The following is a 21,786-nucleotide window of genomic DNA, read 5'->3' on the forward strand; positions in this document are numbered from 1 at the left end:
AACGGCCCTCTCCATCCGGAGAGAGCCGATTTTCTGATCGCTGAAGATCGATCGCTTATTTGTCGTAAGCATGGCCGGCAGAGCCGAGCACTTCGATGTTCTTGCGCTTGTAGAGCTCTTTCAGAGCGGTACGGGCCGGGCCGAGATACTTGCGCGGATCGAATTCCTCCGGCTTCTCGTTGAAGACCTTGCGGATCGCGGCGGTCATCGCGAGACGGCCGTCGGAGTCGATGTTGATCTTGCAGACCGCGGATTTCGCAGCGGCGCGGAGCTGATCTTCGCCGATGCCGATCGCGTCCTTGAGTTTGCCGCCGTTCTCGTTGATGATCTTGACCAGATCCTGCGGAACGCTCGAGGAGCCGTGCAGCACGATCGGGAATCCCGGGATGCGCTTTTCGATCTCGGCGAGGATGTCGAGACGGATCTTCGGATCGTCGCCCGGCTTGAATTTGTAGGCGCCGTGGCTGGTGCCGATCGCAATCGCGAGGGAGTCGACGCCGGTGCGTTTGACGAAGTCCTCGACCTCTTCCGGACGGGTGTAGGTGTGCTTTTCCGCCTTGACATCATCCTCGATGCCGGCCAGAACGCCGAGCTCGCCCTCGACGGTGACGTCGAACTTGTGAGCGTATTCGACGACCTTGCGGGTCTCGATGATGTTCTGTTCATACGGCAGATGGGATCCGTCGATCATGACCGAGGAGAAGCCCATGTCGATGCAGCTCTTGCAGGTCTCGAAATCCGGACCGTGGTCGAGGTGCAGGCAGATCGGAATGCCCTTGCCGCCGGAAATCTCCTTGGCATATTCGACCGCGCCCTGAGCGAGGTAACGCAGCAGGGTCTGGTTCGCGTACTCGCGGGCGCCCTTGGAAACCTGCAGAATCACCGGGGATTCGGTTTCGACGCAGGCCTGGATGATCGCCTGGAGCTGTTCCATGTTGTTGAAGTTGTACGCCGGAATCGCGTAGTGGCCCTTCATCGCCTTGGCGAACATTTCCTTCGTGTTCACCAGGCCGAGATCTTTGTAGCTGACCGCCATAAAAAGACTCCTTAACTGGTTGTGAATTTCACCGAACAATTTCGGTATTCAATAGGATATAACTTAACTTGTTTGCGGAAAAATGCAAGCCGCGGAACTCGAAAAATCAGGGTAAAATCAAAATCCCGCCCGATTTTTTTCGCGAACGATTGAAAAAAAACCAATCGGGTATTATAATATGGGAAATTTGTCCAATCCGGAAATCAACAAATCAAGGAGTTGAAGAATGGAAAAAAGGATTCCGCTGTCCGCGGCATTCGCAGCGGCGTTCCTGCTCTCCGGCTGTGTGGCGGAAAAGCAGGAGTGTCAGAAGCCGATTCCCGAAGAACCTCAGGTGACGATTCCTGCGCAGACCGCTCCCGAGGCTGCCGCCACGGAGCAGGAAAAACCCGGAACACCGGACTCCATCCGTGCTCTGTCGATGGCGGAAAAATTCTCGGTCCGCAAGGTGTACGGCGATCACATGGTGCTGCAGCGCCGCTGCCCGATCCGGATCTGCGGAACGGCCCCGGCCGGCAAAATGGTCCTCGTCGGAGTCGGCCCGAACAGCGTGCTCGCGACAGCCGGTGAAAACGGCGTCTGGGAAGCGGTACTTCCGGCGATGGAGGCGGGCGGCCCCTATATGGTCAGCGTCACAGGAGCACCGGGCAGCGAACCGGTCGTGTTCAAAGACGTTCTGATCGGAGACGTCTGGCTTGCAACCGGCCAGTCCAACATGGAAATGCCCGTTTACAGCAAAGGACGTTTCTGGTCCACCAAGAACGGAAAAGAAGAAGCCGCTCAGGCGAATTATCCGGAGATCCGCCTCTACAACGCGACGTCGAAAAAATATGTCTCTCCGGGGGTCGTCCAGAGCGAAGTCGTCGGTCCGGGCTGGAAACGCTGTACCCCGGAAACAGCCGCACCGTTCAGCGCGGTGGCTTTCTACTTCGGCCGCCAGCTTCAGAAAGACATCGATGTGCCGATCGGCCTCATCAGCGCAAGCTGGGGCGGCACGGCGATCCAGCCGTGGATCAGTTACGACGCTTACGCGCGCGCCGGCAGAACCCGCGAACAGCTCACAATCGACCGCATCCTCAAGAACTCGGCGGAACACCAGGCGAAATATGAAGCCGCTGCAGCCAAAGCGAAAAAGGCGTTCACCGACTGGGAAAAACGGTTCTACAGCACCTATCAGAAAGAGACGGCGGCCGCGGCCGACTGGAAGAATCCCGATTATGACGACTCCTCCTGGCAGCGACTCACCGATCTTCAAAACTCGTTTCCGGACGGTGTCGACGGCGTCGGCTGGTATCGCAAGAGTGTTGATCTCCCCGCAAACTGGGCAGGCAAAACCCTCAAACTCTCCCTCGGCGGCATCGATGACTGCGACGAAACCTATTTCAACGGCGTCAAGGTCGGAGCGACCGGGACGGACGTCGACAACTACTGGTCGGTCGACCGGAACTACACGGTTCCCGGCAATCTCGTCAAGGCCGGACGCAATGTCATTGCCGTCCGGGTCAGCGACATGTTCTCCGCGGGCGGACTTCAGGACGAGCCGTCGGCCCGTTTCCTGCAATCCGGGGATCAGAAGATCGGCCTCGGCGGAGAATGGCGGTTCCGGCTCGAGTTCGCGGCCGACCTGAAACGCCTCGGCGTCCGCCCGGATCCGCTGGCGCACATGACCACCGATGAACGCCATCCGAGTTTTCCCGCGACACTTTACAACTCCATGCTTGCGCCGTGGACGGTCTATCCGATCTGCGGGGTACTCTGGTATCAGGGCGAGAGCAACGCCGGCGACCCGAAAGATTATATCGAGCTGCAGAAACTTCTGATCTCGGATATGAGAACCCGCTGGAACAACCCGAAGCTGCCGTTCCTCTTCGTCCAGCTCTCCGGCTTTGAGAAGCATTCGCCCGACAAACGGCTGCCGGATGACTTCTGGGTCGGACGGGCGCCGGGAGATCCCACCTGGGCAGCTTTCCGCGAGGCACAGGCCGCCACGCTCAGCGTGCCGTACACCGGCATGGCCGTCTGCATCGACGCGGGCGACCACTCCGATATCCACCCGGCCAACAAACAGGTGGTCGGCTATCGGCTCGCCAAAGAGGCCGAGCGGATTCACTATGGAAAGAACATCATCTCGGCCGGCCCCTGGTTCCGTTCGATGAAAATCGAGGGCAACAAAGCGATCCTCTCGTTCGACAACGTCGGCGGCGGCCTCGTCGCCTCCGGCAACAGGGAGGGGAAACTGAACTGCTTTGCCATTGCCGGAAAAGACGGGAAATTCGTCTGGGCCGATGCCGTCATCGACGGCGACAAGGTCGTGGTGAGCTCTCCGTCGGTCAAAGAGCCCGCGGCCGTCCGCTACGGCTGGGTCAGCTACGCGGGCAATCTGAATTTCTACAACAAGGACGGTTTCCCGGCCTGCCCGTTCCGGACCGACAAACCGGACTACATCACAAAGTAAACAAAAAAATCAATCGGGGGGACGGCGGCGAGTCGTCCCCTCTTTTTCAATCAATCAGAAAGGACACACCATGTTGATCGATATGCCATTGGCTGAAATGAAGAGCTATCTCGGCAGCTCTCCGCGCCCGGAGGATTTTGACCGTTACTGGGCGGACTCTCTCGCCGAACTTGAGGCGACGCCACCGGAACTGGAACTGACGCCGGCGAAGTTCCAGGCTCCGAACGCCGAATGCTTCGATCTGCGGTTCACAGGAACGGGCGGAGCGCGGGTTTACGCCAAATTGCTGCGTCCGGTGAAAACGGCGGGGAAACATCCGGCGGTTGTGCAGTTTCACGGATACTCCGGCAATTCCGGGGACTGGAGCGACAAGCTCAGTTACGTCAACGCCGGCTTCACAGTGGCGTCTCTCGATGTGCGCGGCCAGGGCGGACTTTCGCAGGATGTGACGCCGGTTACCGGGACAACGCTGCGCGGACACATCATCCGCGGCGTGGATGATCCCGATCCGAAGAAACTGCTGTTCCGCAATATCTATCTCGATACGGTGCGGCTGACCCGCCTGGTCATGGCGATGGACGATGTTGACGAAACGCGGGTCGGCGCGATGGGCGGATCGCAGGGAGGCGGCCTCACGCTCGCCTGTGCCGGACTCGTTCCGGAACTGAACCGGGCTTGTGCCGTGTATCCGTTTCTGTCGGACTACCGGCGGGTCTGGAACATGGATCTGGCCAAGGCGGCATACGAAGAACTGCAGTATTATTTCCGTCAGTTCGACCCGACGCACGCACATGAAGAGGAGTTTTTCCAGCGGCTCGGCTACATCGATGTGCAGAATCTTGCGCCGCGCATCCGCTGCCGGATTCTGATGGTCACGGGACTCATGGATACGGTCTGCCCGCCGTCGACCCAGTTTGCGGCGTACAACAAGATCACTTCGTCGAAAGAACAGGTGTTCTACCCGGACTTCGGCCACGAGTGGCTGCCCGGCAGCAGCGACCTCATATTCCAATACATGATGGAGATGCTGCAGTAAAATGGCGGAATCAGATTGCACGAAAAAGCTCTCGAAAGAGGAACTCGAGTCGATGCCGTTTGAACAGGCATTGGAAAAACTCGAAGCCCTCGTCGCCAAAATGGAGACAGGACGGCTTCCGCTCGAAGAACTCATGCAGAACTTCGAGGCCGGAAGCGAACTCGCCCGGGCCTGCCGCGCAAAACTCGACAAACTCGAGCGGAAAATCGAACTTCTGACCCGCGACGACGGCGGCGATGGCGTATGGACCGACTTCGAGTCGGATGTTCCCTCCCCCGTCCGGAACGCGCCGGAGCCTCCTCCTGCCGCCGCCGAACCGCCGGCGGCAGAGGAGCTGCCTTTCTAACGCAGCCCGACAGCGATGGCGGAGATCAGTGCGACGGCCTCATCCGCGCCACGGTCGAGCAGAGTCCCGACCATGGCGCTGCCGACGACAACGGCATCGGCGTGCGCGGAGACCTCTTTCGCCATCTCGGGCGTGGAGATGCCGAATCCGGCAGCCACGGGGAGACGACACGCCCGCCGGGCTGCTTCGAGTTCCGCGGCGAGTTCGGGAGGAAGCGAGCTGCGTACTCCGGTGACGCCGCGGACCGTGATGCAGTAGACGAAACCACCGCACCCCTCGGCAATCCGCGCGGCGCGTTCCGGCGATGTCGCCGGAGAAACGAGCGGAATGAAGTCGAGTCCGTACGTTTCACAGACGGGCATGAATTCGCCTCGCTCCTCCATCGGCAGATCTACGACAAGCACGCCGTCGATGCCGGCTTTTTTAAGCGCTCCGCCGAGCCGGTCGAGCCCGTAATGGAACAGCACATTGTAGTAGGAAAAAAGCACGAGCGGCGTCTCCGGATGAGCAGCCCGGATCCGGGTTGCGATCTCCAGAATTTTCGGCAGCGTGGTGCCGGCTTTCAATGCGACCTGACCGGCCCGCTGGATGACCGGCCCGTCGGCCATCGGGTCGGAAAAGGGAACACCGAGTTCGATCATGTCCGCACCGGCATCGATCAGACGATCGATGAGAACTTCACTCTCCTCCGGAGTGGGACAGCCGACGGTGGCGTAAACGACGAGCGCGCTGCGCTTTTCCGCGCGGCAACGGTTCAGGCAAAGGTTGATACGCGATTCCATGATTCAGTTCTCCCGGCTTTTCTTGTATTTTGCAATGTTGTCCATGTCTTTGTCGCCGCGTCCGGAGAGGCAGACGATGATCGACTCTTCCGGGGAATAATTCTTCGCGGCTTTGAACGCCTGAGCGAGCGCATGGCTCGACTCGAGAGCGGGGATGATCCCCTCGAGACGCGAGAGCGTATCGAAGGCGGCAACCGCCTCATCGTCGTTGATCGCGACATACTTCACTCTCCCCGAATCCGCGAGGAAACTGTGTTCCGGCCCGACGCCGGGGTAATCGAGCCCCGCGGAAACGGAATACGCTTCGACGATCTGCCCGTCCGGGGTCTGGAGCAGATAGGTTTTGCATCCGTGGAGCACCCCGACACTGCCGCCGCCGATGCTGGCGGCATGTTTTCCGGTTTCGATTCCCATTCCACCGGCCTCGACGCCGGTGAGCTTCACCTCGGGATCGTCGAGGAAAGCGGAGAACATCCCGATCGCGTTGCTGCCGCCGCCGACACAGGCGAGAACCTCCGCCGGAAGTCGGCCGCGCTTTTCGAGAATCTGGCGGCGGCTCTCCGTCCCGATAACCGATTGGAAATAGCGGACCATCGCCGGATACGGGTGCGGCCCGGCCACGGTGCCGATCACATAAAACGTGTTTTCGGCGGTGGCGACCCAGTTGCGGATCGCCTCGTTCATCGCGTCTTTCAGCGTGGCGGACCCGGAATCGACGGAGATGACCCTCGCCCCGAGTGTTTTCATACGCTCGACGTTCGGAGCCTGCCGGGCGATGTCGACGGCACCCATGTAGACGTCGCACTCCATGCCGAAGAGTGCCGCCACGGTGGCGGTTCCGACTCCGTGCATTCCGGCGCCGGTCTCGGCGATGAGCCGGGTTTTTCCCATGCGGCGCGCGAGCAGCGCCTGGCCGATGGTGTTGTTGACCTTATGGGCACCGGTGTGGTTCAAATCCTCGCGTTTCAGATAGATACGTGCTCCGCCGATCGATTCGGAGAGCCGTTTTGCATAGTAGAGCGGCGACTCCCGCCCGACGTAATCGGTGAGAAGATACCGGTATTCCTCCTGAAACGCGGGATCATCCTGCGCTTTCAGGAACTCCCGTTCGAGTTCGATCAGGGTCGGCATGAGGGTTTCGGCGATGTACTGACCGCCATAAATTCCATAATGAGAGTTCATGATTTCGCTTCCTTGATAAAAAGTTGAATTTTTTCTGCTGATTTGATTCCGGGGGAGAGCTCGACACCGCCGGCGACATCGACGCCCCACGGATTGACCTGCCGGACCGCTTCGGCGACATTCCCGGGAGAAAGTCCCCCGGCAAGCAGGATCTCGTACCGTTCCGCCGCGCGCGCCGCGAGACGCCAGTCGCAGCATTGCCCCGAGCCGCCGCGCTCGGAGTCGACGACAAAATGTCCGACCCGGTATCGGGCGAACTCCGCGGGCGCCGCCGAAGCCGGAAGCGCTTTCCAGCTCCGTTCGCCATCTGCGAGATCCGGCGGTTCATGACCATGAAACTGAATGATATCGAACAACTTCCGAATTTCTGAGAGCTCATCTTCCGTCGGGTCGGCGACCACGGCAACGCTTTTGACTTCCGCAGGCAGATCCGCAACGAGTGCGCGACGCCGTTCCGGCGGCACAAACCGCTTCGATTCCGGAACGAGCACGAACCCGAGGTAGTCCGCTCCGGCGGCGACGGCGGATTCGACATCTTCGCGGCGGGTCAGCCCGCAAATCTTCACTTTGACAGGAGTTCGCACAGTTTCTCCCCCGGATGTTCGGCGCGCATCAGAGTTTCACCAATCAGAAACGCCTTTGCACCAAGTTGTTGCAATTTCTGTAAATCCGCCGCGCAACGGATCGCGCTCTCGGCGACGGCAATTTTCCCCGCCGGAATCCGTCCGATCAGCGCACCCGCAAGATCGAGACTCGTCTCGAACGTCGAGAGGTTGCGGGCATTCACTCCGACGATCGTCGCCCCATTTTCAAGCAGCATCGCAAGTTCCTCTTCCGTATGGGCCTCGCAGAGGACATCGAGTCCGAGCGAATGCGCAAATGCGTGCAGCCGCCGGAATTCCGGGGCGGAGAGCATCGCCGCGATCAGCAAAACAGCGTCAGCACCAGAGGCCCGCGCCTCGAGAATCTGATACTCGTCATAGATGAACTCCTTGCGCAGCAATGGAATGCGAACGCACGCACGCGCCCGTTCCAGATTTTCGAGCGATCCGGAGAAAAAGTTGCGCTCGGTCAGCACGGAGAGCGCCGCCGCTCCGGCAGCTTCCAGTTCCGGCGCGAGCGTCTCAATGTCGAGATGGGGGCGGATCACCCCTTTCGAGGGAGAGGCGCTTTTGAGTTCCGCAATCACCCGCGCGCCGGGCTGCCGCAATGCCGCCTCAAATCCGAGCGTCGCCGGGAGCGTTTCGATCCGCATTTCGAGCCGGGAGGCAGGAATGCGTTTCTTCTTATCCGCCAGATCAATGCGGCTCTTCGCAACAATGGTTTCAAGCACCCGCTCCATGGCTCGCCTCAATGAGTTGTTCGAGTTTCCGCAATGCCGCACCGGAGTCGATCGAGCGTCCAGCCAGAGCAATGCCATCTTTCAGAGTCGGAGCCGCGCCGGCGACGTAAATGGTCGCCCCCGCATTCAGCAGCACGGAGGCGCGCGCTCCCCCCTGGTTCGTGCCGTCCAGCACCGAGCGGAGGGTCAGGGCGTTTTCCTCCGGCGTGCCGCCGACAATTTCCGCCGGGTCGTAACTCTCTCCGATCAGCAGTTCCGGCAGAAGTTCGCTCGTGCGGATCTCGCCGTCACGCAGTTCAGAAACGCGGGTCGGCCCGCAGCAGCTGATTTCGTCGATTCCCTCCATGCCGTGCACGACCAGCGCGTGACGGACACCGAGTTCCAGCAGCGCCGAGGCGAAGAGTTCCGTCAATTCCGGAGCATAGACTCCGAGCACAATCGCTTTCGCCCCGGCCGGATTGCACAGGGGGCCAAGCATGTTGAACACCGTGCGAATCCGCAATTCACGCCGGATCACCGCCACATTCGCGAGAACCGGATGAAGCTTTGCCGCGTAGAGAAATCCGATTCCGTTTTCGACGATCGCCTGTTCGATGACCGGAATCGGCGCGTCGAGGTTGTAGCCGAGCGCCGCAAGCACATCGGCCGAACCGCAGCGGCTCGAAGCGGCGCGATTGCCGTGTTTGGCGACCGTCACTCCCGCTCCGGCAGCGACGAACGCGCTCGTGGTTGAAATGTTGAAACTGTTCGAGCCGTCACCGCCCGTGCCAACTACGTCGACGACCTCCCGCTGCCCGCAATCGATGAACGCCGCCGAGCGCCGCAGCATGCGGGCCGCCCCGACCAGTTCGGAGCAGGAGACCCCTTTCATGCGCAATGCCGCGAGAAACGCGCCGATCTGCGAATGCGATACCTCACCGCCCGTGACGATCCGCAGCGCCGCCTCCATTTCAGATGGAGTTAAATCTTTTCGCTGAAAGAGTTTATCAAGATATCGAGATAACATTTCTCACCTCCTGCCGCGCCGGTATCCGGCCGCAAGTTCAAGAAAATTCGCGAGCTGCCGTTTGCCGGTCGTCGTCAAAATCGACTCGGGATGGTATTGAATTCCCTCCACCGGCAACGTCCGATGGCGAATACCCATGACCTCGCCATCCTCGCTGCGCGCCGTGATCTCGAGTTCCGGCGGGAGCGTATCCGCGTCCAGTGCGAGAGAGTGGTATCGAACCACTTTCACCACCGCCGGAAGATTCTTGAACAACCCCTTCCCGTCATGCGTGATCTCGGAGATTTTTCCGTGCATGATGCTTTTGGCATTCCCGAGTTTCATGCCGAACGCCTCGCCGATCGCCTGATGTCCGAGGCAGACGCCGAGCAGCGGGATTCCCGCCTCGACCGCCTGCGGAATCAACTCCGGCATGATCCCGGCCGCCTCAGGTCTGCCCGGGCCGGGCGAGAGAACGATCGCTTCCGGGCGCATCGCAAGCGCCTCGGCCGGAGTGAGCGCATTGTTGCGGCGCACCTCGACCTCCGCGCCGAGCTGCTGGAAATACTGCACGAGATTGTACGTGAACGAATCGAAATTATCAATCATCAGAATCATGATGTCACCTTTCCTTCCTGTCAAAGTTCGAGGTTCGCGGCTGCGAGCCGGATCGATTTCAGCATGGCGGCAGCCTTGTTGCAGGTCTCCTGATATTCCGTGGCGGGATCGGAGTCGAAGACGATTCCCGCTCCGGCCTGAATCTCCATCCTGCCGCCGTCCAGGATGATCGTGCGGATCGTAATCGCCAGATCCATGTTCCCGGTATAACTGAAGTAACCGACCGCCCCGCCATAGAGCCCGCGGGGAGCCGGTTCGAGGTCGCGGATGATCTCCATCGCCCGGATCTTCGGCGCACCGGAGAGCGTCCCGGCCGGGAATGCCGAGCGTACGAGATCAAATGCGTCGCAGCCGTCCTGCAGCAGCGCCTCGACCGTCGTCACCAGGTGCATCACGTGCGAATAGCGCTCGACCGTCATGAAGTCCTTGACCTGAACGCTGCCCGGGAGCGCGACCCGGCCGAGATCGTTGCGGGCGAGATCGACCAGCATCAGATGTTCGGCACGCTCTTTTTCGTCACGCAACAGCTCGTCCGAGAGCGCCATATCCTCCTCCCGGTTCCGACCGCGCGGCCGGGTTCCGGCGATCGGACGCAGAATCGCATTGCCGTTGTCGAGTTTGCAGAGCGTCTCCGGCGAGGAGCCGATCAGAATTCTCCCCCCGATCTTCAAATAAAATGTGTACGGCGAGGGATTCACCATCCGCAGCGCCCGGTAGAGCTGGAGCGGCGGGATGGTATTCTCCGCCGTAAATTTCTGTGAAAGAACAACCTGGATGATGTCGCCATCGTAAATGTGTTTGCGCGCTTTCCTCACCATCTCCATATACGCCTCGCGCCCGCAGTTCGAGACGAGCTCCGGCGCCTCCGCGCAGGTCGAACGGCGGATGACCGGCGGCTGACGCAACCGTTCCGCCAATGCGGAGATCCGGGCCGCCGCGTGATCGTAGGCGTCCCGGAGCGTTTTGAACTCATCCGGGCGTACACAGACGCAGAGCATCATCGTATGCTTCACGTTGTCGAAAAGGATCGTTTCATCCGTGATGAGCATCGCACTGGTCGGACCGGTAAGCCCCGGCTTCGGTTCAGGCAGGGTCTCGAACTCCCGCACCGTCTCGTAGCCGAGATATCCGACCGCGCCGCCGAACAGCGGCGGAAGTCCCGGCACCGTCGCGGGGCGAATTCCCCGCAGCACGCCGCGCAACGCCATAAACGGACCGTCCGGCATCTCCAGTTTCCGGCGTCCCGATGCGTCCTCCAGGTACGCCTGTCCGTTCTCCACGGTAAAAACGCCGCGCGGATTCAATCCGAGAAACGAGTAACGGCCGAACCGTTCCCCCGCCTCGACACTCTCGAGCAGAAAGACGTTTTCATCATCCGCAAGGCGGGCGAGCACCGACACCGGCGTCTCCAGATCCGCAATGAGCGTCTCCACCACCGGAATGAGGTTCGCACCTTTCGCCAACTCCTTGAATTCCTCAAATTTCAACATTTCGGATTCCTCTTTTTATCTCTGAATTTCTGAAATTTCGACACAAAAAAAGCGGGCCCGTAATCCTAATCGATCGGACCCGCCATCACCGGAACAGTTCGTCAAAACGCCGGAAGATATGCTATTTCAAAATCTGCTTCATCCTGACACTCCGGCTTCAACGCACGCAAAGAACAGCCATGGCGGGCTCACGCCACTGCCATCGCCAACCTTTGACAAGCTTGTATGCCGGATGATTCAAGATAAAACCTCTGTTTTTGATTTCAACGTTTAAATATGGCATAAAAAAACCAAAATGCAAATCGAAATCAAACTTTTTTTTCAATTTTTTCGTTCCAACCGGTAACGACCCGGAGAACGGCCGTAAAGCTCGCGAAACCGGCGGATGAAATAGACCTCACTCGAAAACCCGCAATGCAGCGCGACCGCTGCGGACGCGGCGAAATCCTGCTCGCAAGGTTCTCCGAACAGGATGTCGAAGCGGGAGAATTCATCACGCCCGGCAGCTTCCTGCGCAGCATCGTCAGCGCTTTCCCCGTGAAAAAGTAGAAGAAAAAACGGTCTCGGGCAGGAAATCCGAACAATTCGGGGTTATATTGTATACAATCACCCGGGAACGGTCTCCTGCGTGATTGTATTTTTTTCAGGAGATTTCCATGCGATCACAAACCGAAAAACTCGGCACGGATCCGGTCATGCCGCTGCTGCTTCGCCTCGCCCTGCCCTCGATGGCCGGACTCATCATCGGAAACTTGTACGTCATCGTCGACCGCATGTTCGTCGGCAACTATGTCGGGGCAACCGGTCTGGCGGCGATGAATGCGGCCATGCCGATCTCGATGATCATCTTCGCGATTTCGATCCTGATCGGCCGCGGGACAGCCGTGCTCTACTCGATCGAACTCGGCAAGAAAAATTACGAGGAAGCTCAGAAGTTCTTCGGCATGTCGATGCTGATCTATCTCGTTGCATCCGCTGTCATCACCACGGCGGGACTGCTCTTTCTCGACCCGCTGCTGCATCTGTTCGGGATTCCGCCTGAAGCGCTGCCTTACGGACGCAGCTATCTCTCCGTCTCGCTCTACGGCACGATCTTCGTGATGCTCGGATTCCAGAACAACCTGATCCGCGGCGAAGGCTACTCGGGGCTCGCGATGTGGACGCAGGTGATCGGCGCGGTGATGAACGTCGGGCTCGACTGGCTCTTCGTGGCGGTATTCTCATGGGGCATGGCCGGCGCGGCCTGGGCGACCGTCATCGCGCAGGGAGCCTCGGCGCTCTGGGTCATGTGCTTCTTCCGATCGCACCGGAGCATCTCGAAACTCGACTTCCGGACGTTCCGTTTCTACGGGAAAGAGTATCTCTGGAGAATCCTCTACAACGGCTGTTCGCCGTTCGCGATCAACGTCGCGGGCAGCGTCATCTGGACCGTTCAGAACCACATGCTGCTCAAACACGGCAGTCTGCTGGCGATGTCCGCTTTCGGGGTGATTCTGACCGTGAACCAGTTGCTCATGGGTCTTGTGTTCGGAGTCTGCATGGGCATGCAGCCGCTGGTCGGATACAACACCGGCGCAAGGAAATTTCATCGCGTGCTCAAAAGTTTCTACTGCTCGATCCTGCTGGCGGCACTCTTTGCCCTGATTCCGTACTTCTGCGTCCAGATCTTCGCACACCCGATCTTCGCGCTCTTCGTCGGGGCGGATGAAACCGAACTGCTCAACATCGGCGTCTACTCGATGCGCCGGTTCCTGCTGCTGCTGCCGATCGGATGCGGCAGCATTCTCATTTCGCAATATTTCCAGAGCATCGGCAAAGCGCCGGTCGCGCTTTTCATCGCGATGACCCGGCAGCTGGTCTTCCAGATTCCGCTGATTCTGCTGCTGCCTCTCATCTGGGGATATGACGGAGTGCTTTTCTCGGGGCCGCTCGGGGACGCGATCGCTTTCATCCTCGCGTTCTTCATCATGAGGCGGGAAATTGTGAAACTCAAAAAACAAGAGCGTGTCGAAGACGCCGCGGAACAGGCCGCCGCCTGAAAACACCGGGGAGGCACTTCCATTCCGAACGCTCCTCCCCGGCTCTCGACTTCGGCGGAAGTCCCGGCGCAACGGTCGCGGATGCCGACCGACGTCACCCGCGACTGGTGGAGACCGTATAGCGGACCGAGATTCCGGCAGGCAGTTCGCGGCCGGTCGATTCCGGAATCGTCATCTCAAACGAGTCGAACTCCCCTCCCCGGCCGCACGCCTCCACGAGCAGCCGCTCGAGCACGAGACAGGAGAATCCCGGCGAGTGGCACGAAAGAATCACCGTGAACGGACGCCCCGGTTCGCGCAGCTGATTGCAGACGTTCAGCAGTTTCGGCAGATCCTCCTCGATCTTCCAGACCTGACCGCTCGAACCGCGCCCGAATGTCGGCGGATCAAGTGCAATCAGGTTATAACGGCTGCCGCGCCGCAACTCGCGCTGCGTGAATTTATTCACGTCATCCGCAATCCAGCGGATCGCAGGGGGAATTTGCGGATTGAGCGTCAGATTCTCCTTCCCCCACTCGATCATGCCGCGGGAAGCGTCGAGATGGCAGACCGACGCCCCGGTCGAAGCCATCGCCATCGAACCGACCCCGGAGTAACCGAAAAGATTCAACGCCTTTGCCCCCTCCCTCAGTCCGGAAGCCGGAGAGCGGAAAAAATCCCAGTTGCGGAACTGCTCCGCAAAAAAACCGAGGTGCCCGAACCCGGTCGGTTTGATCTTCAGCGCAAAGCCGCCCCATTCCGCAACCCACGATTCCGGCAGTTTCCGCCGGAAACTCCAGTGGCCGCCGCCGGAACTGTCCCGGGTGAACACCGCATCGCCGGCTTCCCATTCGCGGTGAGGCAGGCCGGGCCGCCAGAACGCATTCAGAGCCGGCCGCACAAGCCGGAACTCGCCGACCTGTTCGAGTTTCTGCAAATTCCCGCTGTCGAGCAATTCGTACTTCATTTTTCCTCCGCGCGGTAAACGATCTGTCCGTTGCAGACGGTCAGCAGAGGCCGGTTGGTGCGGCGCTCGTAAATCGCCAGATCAGCACGGTGAGTCGGCATGAGAGTCCCGCGATCATCCAGGTGGAACGCATTCGCCGGATTGCAGGTCACCGCGGATGCCGCCTGAAGTTCCGTCAGGTGGCCGCCGTTCATCAAGCTGTGCCAGCCGGTATCGAGCATCGTGGTGGTCCCGGCCAGAATTCCCTGCTCCGTCTGCGAGTAGCCGTCCCGGACGCGGATCATCGACGGACCGATCCGATATTCGCCGTTCGGCATCCCGGCCGCCATCGTGCAGTCGCTGATGCCGACGAGTTTCGACGAGGTTTTGCACCGGCGCGCCAGATCCACCATCCGCGGGTTGATGTGACGCCCGTCGATGATGAGTTCAACCGTGACCCGGTCATCCGTCAACGCGATTCCCGGCAACCCCATCGCCCGCTGATGCAGCGGCGGCATTCCGTTGAACAAATGGGTGCAGTGCGATGCTCCCGCATCGATCGCCCGCAGAGTCTGTTCCTCGTTCGCGATGCTGTGACCCATCGACGGCTTCACGCCGTATTCCAGCAGCAGCTCCACAAGTTCAGTCGCATGTTCGAGCTCCGGCGCGAATGTCATGACTTTCACGAGCCCGTTCCCCGCTTCGATGAGTTCGCGGGCAAACCCGAGATCGACCGGCACGATCGACTCCTCTTCCTGCGCTCCGCGTTTGGCCGGGTTGATGAACGGCCCCTCCAGATTGATCCCGGCCGCATCCGCTCCGGGGAGCTCCCGCTCCATCACCGCGGCCAGTCGGCGCAGATTCGTCAGCATAACCTCGCGCGGTGCCGCAACCACCGTCGGAAAAAACGAAGTGACCCCCCGTTCCGCCAGCAGCCGGCTCATCGATTCGATCGGCTGCGGCGAAAGATCCACCGAAGAGGCATCGAATCCCCCCGCCCCGTGAATGTGCGTATCGATGAATCCCGGTGTCAAATAGGCATCCATGAATTCATACACTTCCAATTCCGACTCCATCGAAAACGCGGAAATTCCGCCGACCGCCAGAATCCGGTCGTTTTCGCACAGAACCGCCCCGTTTTCAATGCGACGCTCCGGAGTAATCAGGTAATCGACATGAAACAGCCTGCGCACCCGGTTTTTCATAGCATCCATCCTCTCATCATTTTCATCCGCGGCGCATCCCGTCACGGTTCGCGCATCGATTCGTCGAGCGATTTGATGAGCGGATGAATCAAATATTCGATGATCCGCCGTTCGCCGACTTTGATCTCAGCCTGACACTCCATACCGGGAATCAGCCGGAAATCTTCCCTCACATTGCGCAGATGCCCGGAAAGCGTAATGCGTGCACGATAGTAGGTTCTGGCCGATCCCGGTTCCCCCTGCTGTTTTTCAAACGAGTCCTCGGAGATCGTCCGGACCACGCCGTCGAGCGTTCCATGTTTCTGGAACGGAAATGAATTGAGCTTCACCCGGACCTCCGAACCGATATGAACCTTGCCGATATCCTGCGGCCGGATTTCCGCCTCAAGCTCGATCTCGCTGTCGAGCGGCACGAGCGTGATGAGCGCCTCCGCCTCCCGCACCGCCGAACCGACCGGAAAACTCGCGATCTCATGCACCATCGCATTGCACGGCGCCCGCAGAACGTCGTAGGTCAGCTGCGCCTGACTCTTGTCGTACTGCTTCTGTGTGCTGGTCAGTTCACGCTGCACACTGACCAGCTCCGTCGAAATGCTGTTGCGCCACTCCTCGATGTAGGAGTTTTTGCTCGCAATCGCGGTCTGTTCCTGATGCTGCTGCTCCACGAGCGAATTCCGCAGATTGATGACCGACGCCTCCAGCTCCATGCGCTGAATCTGAATTTCGAGCGTCTCTTTCAGCGAAACGGTGTTTTTCTCCTGCAGCTCCGTGAACATGAGTTCGATCCGCTTGATCGCCTCGAGCTGCTCCTCCTGCTTGGCCAGACTCTCGCTGGTCGTGTGCTGCGACGCCTGAATCTGCTTGATGCTCTGATCGTAATAACGGATCTTCTCTTCGTAGAACTTCTGGCGCTGATCGTAGATCGCTTTCTGCCAGACCTGATCCTCATTCTGCGGATCGGAGACCTCGTACTTCAGATGCTTGAACTCCGCCAGCAGCCGGTCGACCTGCGCCCCGAGCGTGGAGAGTTCCGAGGCGAGGCGCTCGGCTTCCGCGACGTTCATGACCGGGTCGAACGTGAACAGAATCTGGTCTTTCTTGACCACTTCGCCCACTTTCACATCGATGCTTTTAATGACGGTCCGCTCCAGCGGCTTCATCACAATGTTCGGACTGTCCGTCACGAGTTTGCCCTCGGCGGTGACGACCATGTCGACCTTTCCGAACGTCGCCCAGATGACCGCCCCGATCATGAAGAGAGCGGCACTCCAGATTCCGTAGCGTGCCCACCACGGAAGTCGCTCATGCTTGATCTCCAGAGCATCAGGCTGAAATTCGATCGCCTTGCGGCAGAGTTTTTCATTTTCACTCATTTGCTCAGATTCCTTTCCATCTGCTGATGCCAGAAGTCGCGGTAGATGCCGTCATGCGTGAGAAGTTCGCGGTGCGGCGCAAAGTCGGTCTTGACTCCCTTGTCCATCACCAGAATCCGGTCCGCCCCGCTCACGATGCTGAGCCGGTGCGAGATGATCAGAACCGTCCTCCCTTTCGCAATCGCGGAGAGATTCTCCTGAATCACGTTCTCGCTCTCCGGGTCGAGTGCGCTGGTCGCCTCGTCGAAAATCAGAATCGACGGATTCGTCAGCAGTGCCCGCGCGATCGCCAGGCGCTGCTTCTGTCCGCCGGAGAGGTTCGAGGCATTCTCTTCCAGCATCGTGTCATACCCCTTGGGCAGATTCGAGACAAATTCATGCGCTCCCGCGAGACGCGCGGCGAAGATGATCTCCTCAAGCGTCGCATTGCGCTTGGTCAGGCAGATGTTGTCCCGCACGGTCCCGTTGAAGAAATAATTCTCCTGCAGCACCACGCCGATGCTCGAACGCAGATGCGCCTTGTCGATCTCGCGCAGATCGATGCCGTCGATTTTAATCAATCCCGACTGAACCGGATACAGCCCCTGCAGCAGTTTCGTCAGCGTCGTCTTGCCGGATCCGGAACGCCCGACGATGCCGATCGTCGAACCGCTCGGCACGTCGAGATTGAAGTTCTTGATGACCTGCGGAGTGTCCGGACGGTATTGGAACGTCACGTTCTCAAACGAGATATTTCCCCGCAGCGGATTGCGTACGCCGCCCCCCGCCGGTTCGACCGGCGTATTCATGACCACGCCGAGCATCCGCACCGACAGAGCCACCTGCTGATATTCGTGAATCAACCCCACGAGCCGGACGAGCGGCCCGGTGACCCGGCCGGCAAGCATCTGAAACGCGATGAGTGCGCCGATGCTCATCTCATGCTTGAAAACCAGCAGCGCGCCGAGCCAGATCACCGAGACCGTCATAAGCATCTCCAGCGCCTGGCTGATCGTCCGCGCCGTCATCGAAATTTTTCCGACCCGGAAATAGGATTTGATCGCATACGCCGTCGAGTCGTTCCATGCTTTCTCTTCGACCGGTTCGATCGCCAGCGACTTCACCGTCCGGATGCCGTGGATCGATTCGACCAGCATGCTCTGGCGTTTCCCCTCCGCCTGATAAAGCTCGTTCAACCGGCTCTGGAACGGCTTGATGAGAAGCGCAATGACCAGCGCCATCAACACCGAGTAACCGAGCACCACCAGCGTAAGTTCCACACTGTAAAGCAGCAGAAACGGAATGAACACCACCAGGCTGAAAAGCTCCAGCACCGTGAAGAAGAGGTTCCCCGAGAGAAACCCGCGGATCTTCTCGGTCTGCTGCATATGCTTGAGCAGGACACCGGAGGGCACCCGCTCGAAAAATTCGATCGGCAGCCGCATGAGGTGTTTGAATGTTTTGGTCGCGGTCGAGATGTCGATCTTGTTCGTCGCAAACAAGAGCAGATAGTTGCGCAGATACTCGAGGCACGCATTGAAGAGAATCGCCGCGACGATGCCGACGCCGAGCACGTTCAACGTCTGATACGTATTGTTGACCAGCACCTTGTCGACGACGATCTGGAAGAACAACGGCGTGATGAGCGCGATCGCATTGATCATCAGCACGGCCATCGCAATCTGCCCGAAGAGCCCCTTGAGCTTCAGAAATTCCGGGATGAACCAGCGCAGCCCGAACGGCTGCTCCTCGTCCGCGAGCTTGTAAACCCGCTTGATGAGCAGCGCTTTCCCGGCGGAGATCTCCTCAAACTCCTCCCGCTTCAGGAACTGGAACTGCTGACCCGGATGATCGGCCTGAAACGCCGGATCGACCAGCACCACCTGATCGTATTCGTTCCCCTCCTCCTCAACGTGGCGGATTCCGCAGATCACGTGATAGGAGCCGTCTTTCTTCATGCCGAGAAACGGAAACGCCTTCCCCATGCGGGCGAGATCTTTCCATTTCAGCTTGATCCGCCTGGTTTTGAGATTGTTTTCGGAAGCGATTTCAACCAGTTGCCGAACAGAAACCTCCCCCTCGCCCACGGCGTAATCATGCAGCAGCCTCCGGATATCCAGCGGGATATTGTGGTGCCGCCCGATCGCGGTCAGTCCGAAAAGCGAACTGTGCTTGCGGTTGTCCACCGCCTGAAGCTGCCGGAAAATCAACACCGGCCCCTTGAGCTTCTCTTTCAGCTGAGAGACCGGGACGCTGATCAGCGGACTCTTCCCCTTGACCAGCGGATCGTAAAGAGTGATCGCTTCCCCCTTGATCTGCTTCAGATTCACCGCGCAGACCCAGTTCCCATTCTCAAGCTCAAGGAGCGCCGGTCCCTGATAGGTATCCACCAGTTCCGCGACGTCCTTGTGAATCTCCGGCTCGAGCTGAAGTCCGGCCGCAAGCGCCTGAAGCCCCCGGGCCGGACTCTCTTCAAACTGAGCTTTCAATTCCGGAGAGAGCAGCGCATCGAAATTGATGTCGCGCTTCAGGTTTGCAGCCAGATTGCGCAGACACGCAATCCCGCTGGTGACAGATACATCCACGAAATATCCCCTTTCCTGACAAGGTTGTTATTCATTCAAAACCGAATCTCTCTCCACCGAAAAACAAACGACTGACCACACCTCAGTCGGCTCCGGACTACCGCTCTCCGGAGGCGAGCGCCCTGACTCCGGCTTCGCGTCCGGGAAACAGCGCGAACAAAGTCAAAAAACCGCTGATGTCGAAAATCTCCTCAACCTCCTCGCGAAGAGAACACAGACCCAGTGCAACAGCCTGAGTCCGCGCCCGTTTTGCCAGCATCAGAAACACCCGCAGTCCAGCACTGCTCACATACTCAACCTCCGCGAGATCGATCAGGAATCCGATGCTGTGTTCAAGTTCCGCGGTCAATTCCTGCTCGGCTGCCGGCGAAGTCGCCGAATCAAGTCTCCCGGACAGCACGGCAATCGTCACACCGTTTTCATGCTGAAATTCGATTTTCATTTCCGGTCACTCCCCTCTGCCGATCCGGAGCGTCAAGACATTCCGCCCCTCCTCCCGGCGATACTCCATGGAACGCACCATGCTCCGGACGAGGTAAACCCCCACTCCGCCGATATCACGCTCTTCGACGTCCCCGGTCGGAGGCGGGTCTGCCGTCATCGGGTTGAACGGCTTTCCGTCATCCCGCAGCGTCAGCGTCACCTCGGAAGCGTCAAATCCGATTCCGATCTCAATGATCCGCTCCCCGGGAACATCGTATCCGTAACGGATGATGTTGCCCGCCATCTCTTCCAGCGCAAGGTCGAGCGTATACCGCGATTTCCCGTCGAGCTGAAGATATTCAGGCAGCTGACGGATCTCCGCTGCGAGCAGCATGAGCTTATCGATTTCATTCGGCAGTTTGAACAGAAAATTCCGACCCATATCGTTTCTCCCCTCCGAACTTGTCACACATTTGAGCCGGATTCCGGCCGGTATCCGAATCATCCATCCCGCCGCATCAACTGCGCAGAATGTTCTTGATCCCCTCGAAAATAATCTGGGACGCCAGCGCGGCCAGAAACAAACCGGTCAGCTTGCTCAGAATATTCAACCCTTTGCGCTTGAGCAACTTTTCCAGTTTATTTGAAAAAAAGAGCAGTGCTCCCAGCGCAAACACCGCGAAAATGATTCCGAGAATCTCGGCGATGCGCACCTCCGTCGACGGCGCACCGGCCCCCATCACCAGCAGAGTTCCGACCGTTCCTGGACCGACCGTGTAAGGGATTGCCAGCGGAACGACCGATATGTCGCCATCGTCATTCGACTGCCGCACCCCGGTCGGGATTCCACTGCCCCTGACAACCTCGATGCCGCTGAGCAGAAGCACGATACCGGACCCGATCCGGAACGCATCGAGCGTAATTCCCAGATAACGGAAAATCTGCTCGCCGAAAAGATAGAGCACCATCGCAATGACAAGGACCGCAATCGTCGTCCGGGCCGCCAGTTTGCGACGGGAGATCTCCTCCTCCCCGCGCGTCAGCGTCACGTACACCGACAACACGAAAAACGGCGTCAGAAGAAAAAAGATCTTGACAAACACCCCGATGATCGCACTGACAGTCATCGCCCCGGCCTCTGCCTCCGTCTAGCGGTTCTTCAGTTCTTCCTGAAGTTCCCGGTCCGTCTTCAGGACCTGCTCCGTCTGCTTCCGGCGGAACGCTTTGAGCTTTTCAGCCAAATCCGCATCCGAAAGCGCCAGAATCGATACCGCGTAAAGAGCCGCATTTTTCCCGCCGGCTTTGCCGACCGTCACCGCCGCCACCGGAATCCCCGGCGGCATCTGGACGATCGAAAAGAGCGCATCCAGCCCGTTGAACGGCTCCGACGCAATCGGGATGCCGATCACCGGCAAAGTCGTATGCGCGGCGACCACTCCGCCGAGATGCGCGGCCATCCCGGCCGCACAGATCACGACCTTGAATCCGTTCGCCTCCGCATTCGCCGCAAATTCGGCCGCTTCCGTCGGCGTCCGATGCGCCGACAGAGCGTGCGCCTCGTACCCGATCCCGAACTCCTCGAAAATCTTGAACGCGCCCTCCACGACAGGGAGGTCGCTCCTGCTGCCCATCAGAACAGCAACAACCGGCTTGCCCATGCTGCCGTCCCCTTACGCTTCGCTTTCGGTTTTCTCGTCCGCGGGTTTCTCGTCCGCGGGTTTCTCGTCCGCGGTTTTGTCATTCTCGGCGCCGAGAGTCGGCAGCGGGGAAGTGTTCTCTCCCGGTGTGCCGAACTCATAACTCAGCAATCCCTCGGCAATCTCGAGCAGCGCCCAGTCGAGGTAATTCTCAGAGTCGCATTTGATCATCGGACGGGCGCCGAGAGCCAGCTGCTTGGCGCGCTTCGCAGCGACGACCGAAAGAATCTGCGGATCCGGAATCATCTTCTTCGCACGCGCCAGATAGGCATTGTTCATACTCATAAT

General features: G+C 59.3%; 23 protein-coding genes. 5 read left to right on the forward strand and 18 right to left on the reverse strand.

Features of this window, described 5'->3' with window-relative positions; translation table 11 throughout:
• Positions 1-55 precede the first annotated feature (55 nt).
• Positions 56-1,036, reverse strand: a complete 981-nt coding sequence (locus Q0J85_RS04985; RefSeq protein WP_294478816.1) for a class II fructose-bisphosphate aldolase — start codon at positions 1,034-1,036, stop codon at positions 56-58.
• Between the two features lie 226 nt (positions 1,037-1,262).
• On the opposite strand from Q0J85_RS04985, the gene Q0J85_RS04990 reads away from it, so the two are divergent.
• The 3 genes from Q0J85_RS04990 (at position 1,263) to xseB (ending at position 4,873) form a co-directional block, all read left to right on the forward strand.
• Positions 1,263-3,491 (forward strand): sialate O-acetylesterase, encoded by a 2,229-nt coding sequence (locus Q0J85_RS04990; RefSeq protein ID WP_294478817.1) that lies wholly within the window; start codon positions 1,263-1,265, stop codon positions 3,489-3,491.
• A gap of 70 nt (positions 3,492-3,561) precedes the next feature.
• On the forward strand, positions 3,562-4,527 hold the full coding sequence (locus tag Q0J85_RS04995) for an acetylxylan esterase (RefSeq protein WP_294478818.1): 966 nt from the start codon (positions 3,562-3,564) through the stop codon (positions 4,525-4,527).
• 1 nt (position 4,528) lies between these two features.
• Entirely contained in the window at positions 4,529-4,873 is a 345-nt protein-coding gene (xseB, locus tag Q0J85_RS05000; RefSeq protein ID WP_294478819.1) for an exodeoxyribonuclease VII small subunit, read from the forward strand.
• Here xseB and trpA read toward each other — a convergent pair.
• The 8 genes from trpA to Q0J85_RS15435 all read right to left on the reverse strand — a co-directional run bounded on the left by trpA (position 4,870) and on the right by Q0J85_RS15435 (position 11,746).
• Positions 4,870-5,655, reverse strand: a complete 786-nt coding sequence (gene trpA, locus Q0J85_RS05005) for a tryptophan synthase subunit alpha (protein WP_294478820.1) — start codon at positions 5,653-5,655, stop codon at positions 4,870-4,872. The two genes, xseB and trpA, sit on opposite strands and share 4 nt — an antisense overlap.
• A gap of 3 nt (positions 5,656-5,658) precedes the next feature.
• On the reverse strand, positions 5,659-6,837 hold the full coding sequence (gene trpB, locus Q0J85_RS05010) for a tryptophan synthase subunit beta (RefSeq protein WP_294478821.1): 1,179 nt from the start codon (positions 6,835-6,837) through the stop codon (positions 5,659-5,661).
• Positions 6,834-7,421 (reverse strand): phosphoribosylanthranilate isomerase, encoded by a 588-nt coding sequence (locus tag Q0J85_RS05015; RefSeq protein ID WP_294478822.1) that lies wholly within the window; start codon positions 7,419-7,421, stop codon positions 6,834-6,836. Before Q0J85_RS05015 ends, trpB begins: the two co-directional genes overlap by 4 nt.
• Positions 7,400-8,179, reverse strand: a complete 780-nt coding sequence (gene trpC, locus Q0J85_RS05020; RefSeq protein WP_294478824.1) for an indole-3-glycerol phosphate synthase TrpC — start codon at positions 8,177-8,179, stop codon at positions 7,400-7,402. The genes Q0J85_RS05015 and trpC overlap by 22 nt, the downstream gene beginning before the upstream one ends.
• A complete protein-coding gene (trpD, locus tag Q0J85_RS05025) occupies positions 8,163-9,185 on the reverse strand; it encodes an anthranilate phosphoribosyltransferase (protein WP_294478827.1) in 1,023 nt (340 codons plus the stop codon). The genes trpC and trpD overlap by 17 nt, the downstream gene beginning before the upstream one ends.
• Positions 9,186-9,188: 3 nt before the next feature.
• On the reverse strand, positions 9,189-9,782 hold the full coding sequence (locus Q0J85_RS05030) for an aminodeoxychorismate/anthranilate synthase component II (protein WP_294478829.1): 594 nt from the start codon (positions 9,780-9,782) through the stop codon (positions 9,189-9,191).
• Positions 9,783-9,802: 20 nt separating this feature from the next.
• A complete protein-coding gene (gene trpE, locus Q0J85_RS05035; RefSeq protein WP_294478831.1) occupies positions 9,803-11,272 on the reverse strand; it encodes an anthranilate synthase component I in 1,470 nt (489 codons plus the stop codon).
• Positions 11,273-11,593: 321 nt separating this feature from the next.
• On the reverse strand, positions 11,594-11,746 hold the full coding sequence (locus Q0J85_RS15435; protein ID WP_367274603.1) for an AraC family transcriptional regulator: 153 nt from the start codon (positions 11,744-11,746) through the stop codon (positions 11,594-11,596).
• Here Q0J85_RS15435 and Q0J85_RS05040 point away from each other — a divergent pair.
• Together Q0J85_RS05040 and Q0J85_RS05045 are read left to right on the forward strand one after the other, a co-directional pair.
• Positions 11,687-11,821: a hypothetical protein gene (locus tag Q0J85_RS05040; protein ID WP_294478833.1), complete on the forward strand. Its 135-nt coding sequence runs from the start codon at positions 11,687-11,689 to the stop codon at positions 11,819-11,821. The two genes, Q0J85_RS15435 and Q0J85_RS05040, sit on opposite strands and share 60 nt — an antisense overlap.
• Before the next feature lie 107 nt (positions 11,822-11,928).
• Positions 11,929-13,311: an MATE family efflux transporter gene (locus Q0J85_RS05045; RefSeq protein WP_294478834.1), complete on the forward strand. Its 1,383-nt coding sequence runs from the start codon at positions 11,929-11,931 to the stop codon at positions 13,309-13,311.
• A 94-nt stretch (positions 13,312-13,405) separates the two neighbouring features.
• On the opposite strand, the gene Q0J85_RS05050 is transcribed toward Q0J85_RS05045, so the two are convergent.
• The 9 genes from Q0J85_RS05050 to rpoZ all read right to left on the reverse strand — a co-directional run bounded on the left by Q0J85_RS05050 (position 13,406) and on the right by rpoZ (position 21,783).
• Positions 13,406-14,257, reverse strand: a complete 852-nt coding sequence (locus tag Q0J85_RS05050) for a class I SAM-dependent methyltransferase (protein ID WP_294478835.1) — start codon at positions 14,255-14,257, stop codon at positions 13,406-13,408.
• Entirely contained in the window at positions 14,254-15,441 is a 1,188-nt protein-coding gene (gene nagA, locus Q0J85_RS05055) for an N-acetylglucosamine-6-phosphate deacetylase (protein ID WP_294478836.1), read from the reverse strand. Before nagA ends, Q0J85_RS05050 begins: the two co-directional genes overlap by 4 nt.
• Positions 15,442-15,482: 41 nt before the next feature.
• Complete coding sequence (locus Q0J85_RS05060; RefSeq protein ID WP_294478837.1) at positions 15,483-16,814, reverse strand: HlyD family type I secretion periplasmic adaptor subunit; 1,332 nt, start codon at positions 16,812-16,814, stop codon at positions 15,483-15,485.
• Positions 16,811-19,378, reverse strand: coding sequence for a peptidase domain-containing ABC transporter (locus Q0J85_RS05065; RefSeq protein WP_294478838.1), 2,568 nt, complete (start codon positions 19,376-19,378; stop codon positions 16,811-16,813). Before Q0J85_RS05065 ends, Q0J85_RS05060 begins: the two co-directional genes overlap by 4 nt.
• A 97-nt stretch (positions 19,379-19,475) precedes the next feature.
• On the reverse strand, positions 19,476-19,820 hold the full coding sequence (locus Q0J85_RS05070) for an STAS domain-containing protein (protein WP_294478839.1): 345 nt from the start codon (positions 19,818-19,820) through the stop codon (positions 19,476-19,478).
• 6 nt (positions 19,821-19,826) lie between these two features.
• Positions 19,827-20,243: an ATP-binding protein gene (locus Q0J85_RS05075; RefSeq protein ID WP_294478841.1), complete on the reverse strand. Its 417-nt coding sequence runs from the start codon at positions 20,241-20,243 to the stop codon at positions 19,827-19,829.
• Positions 20,244-20,319: 76 nt separating this feature from the next.
• Entirely contained in the window at positions 20,320-20,928 is a 609-nt protein-coding gene (locus Q0J85_RS05080; RefSeq protein WP_294478843.1) for a MarC family protein, read from the reverse strand.
• A gap of 21 nt (positions 20,929-20,949) precedes the next feature.
• Positions 20,950-21,459: a 5-(carboxyamino)imidazole ribonucleotide mutase gene (purE, locus tag Q0J85_RS05085; RefSeq protein ID WP_294478845.1), complete on the reverse strand. Its 510-nt coding sequence runs from the start codon at positions 21,457-21,459 to the stop codon at positions 20,950-20,952.
• A 12-nt stretch (positions 21,460-21,471) separates the two neighbouring features.
• Entirely contained in the window at positions 21,472-21,783 is a 312-nt protein-coding gene (gene rpoZ, locus Q0J85_RS05090) for a DNA-directed RNA polymerase subunit omega (protein WP_294478846.1), read from the reverse strand.
• Positions 21,784-21,786 lie beyond the last annotated feature (3 nt).

Origin of the sequence: uncultured Victivallis sp., from assembly GCA_944389935.1 — a bacterium.
Taxonomy (GTDB): domain Bacteria; phylum Verrucomicrobiota; class Lentisphaeria; order Victivallales; family Victivallaceae; genus Victivallis.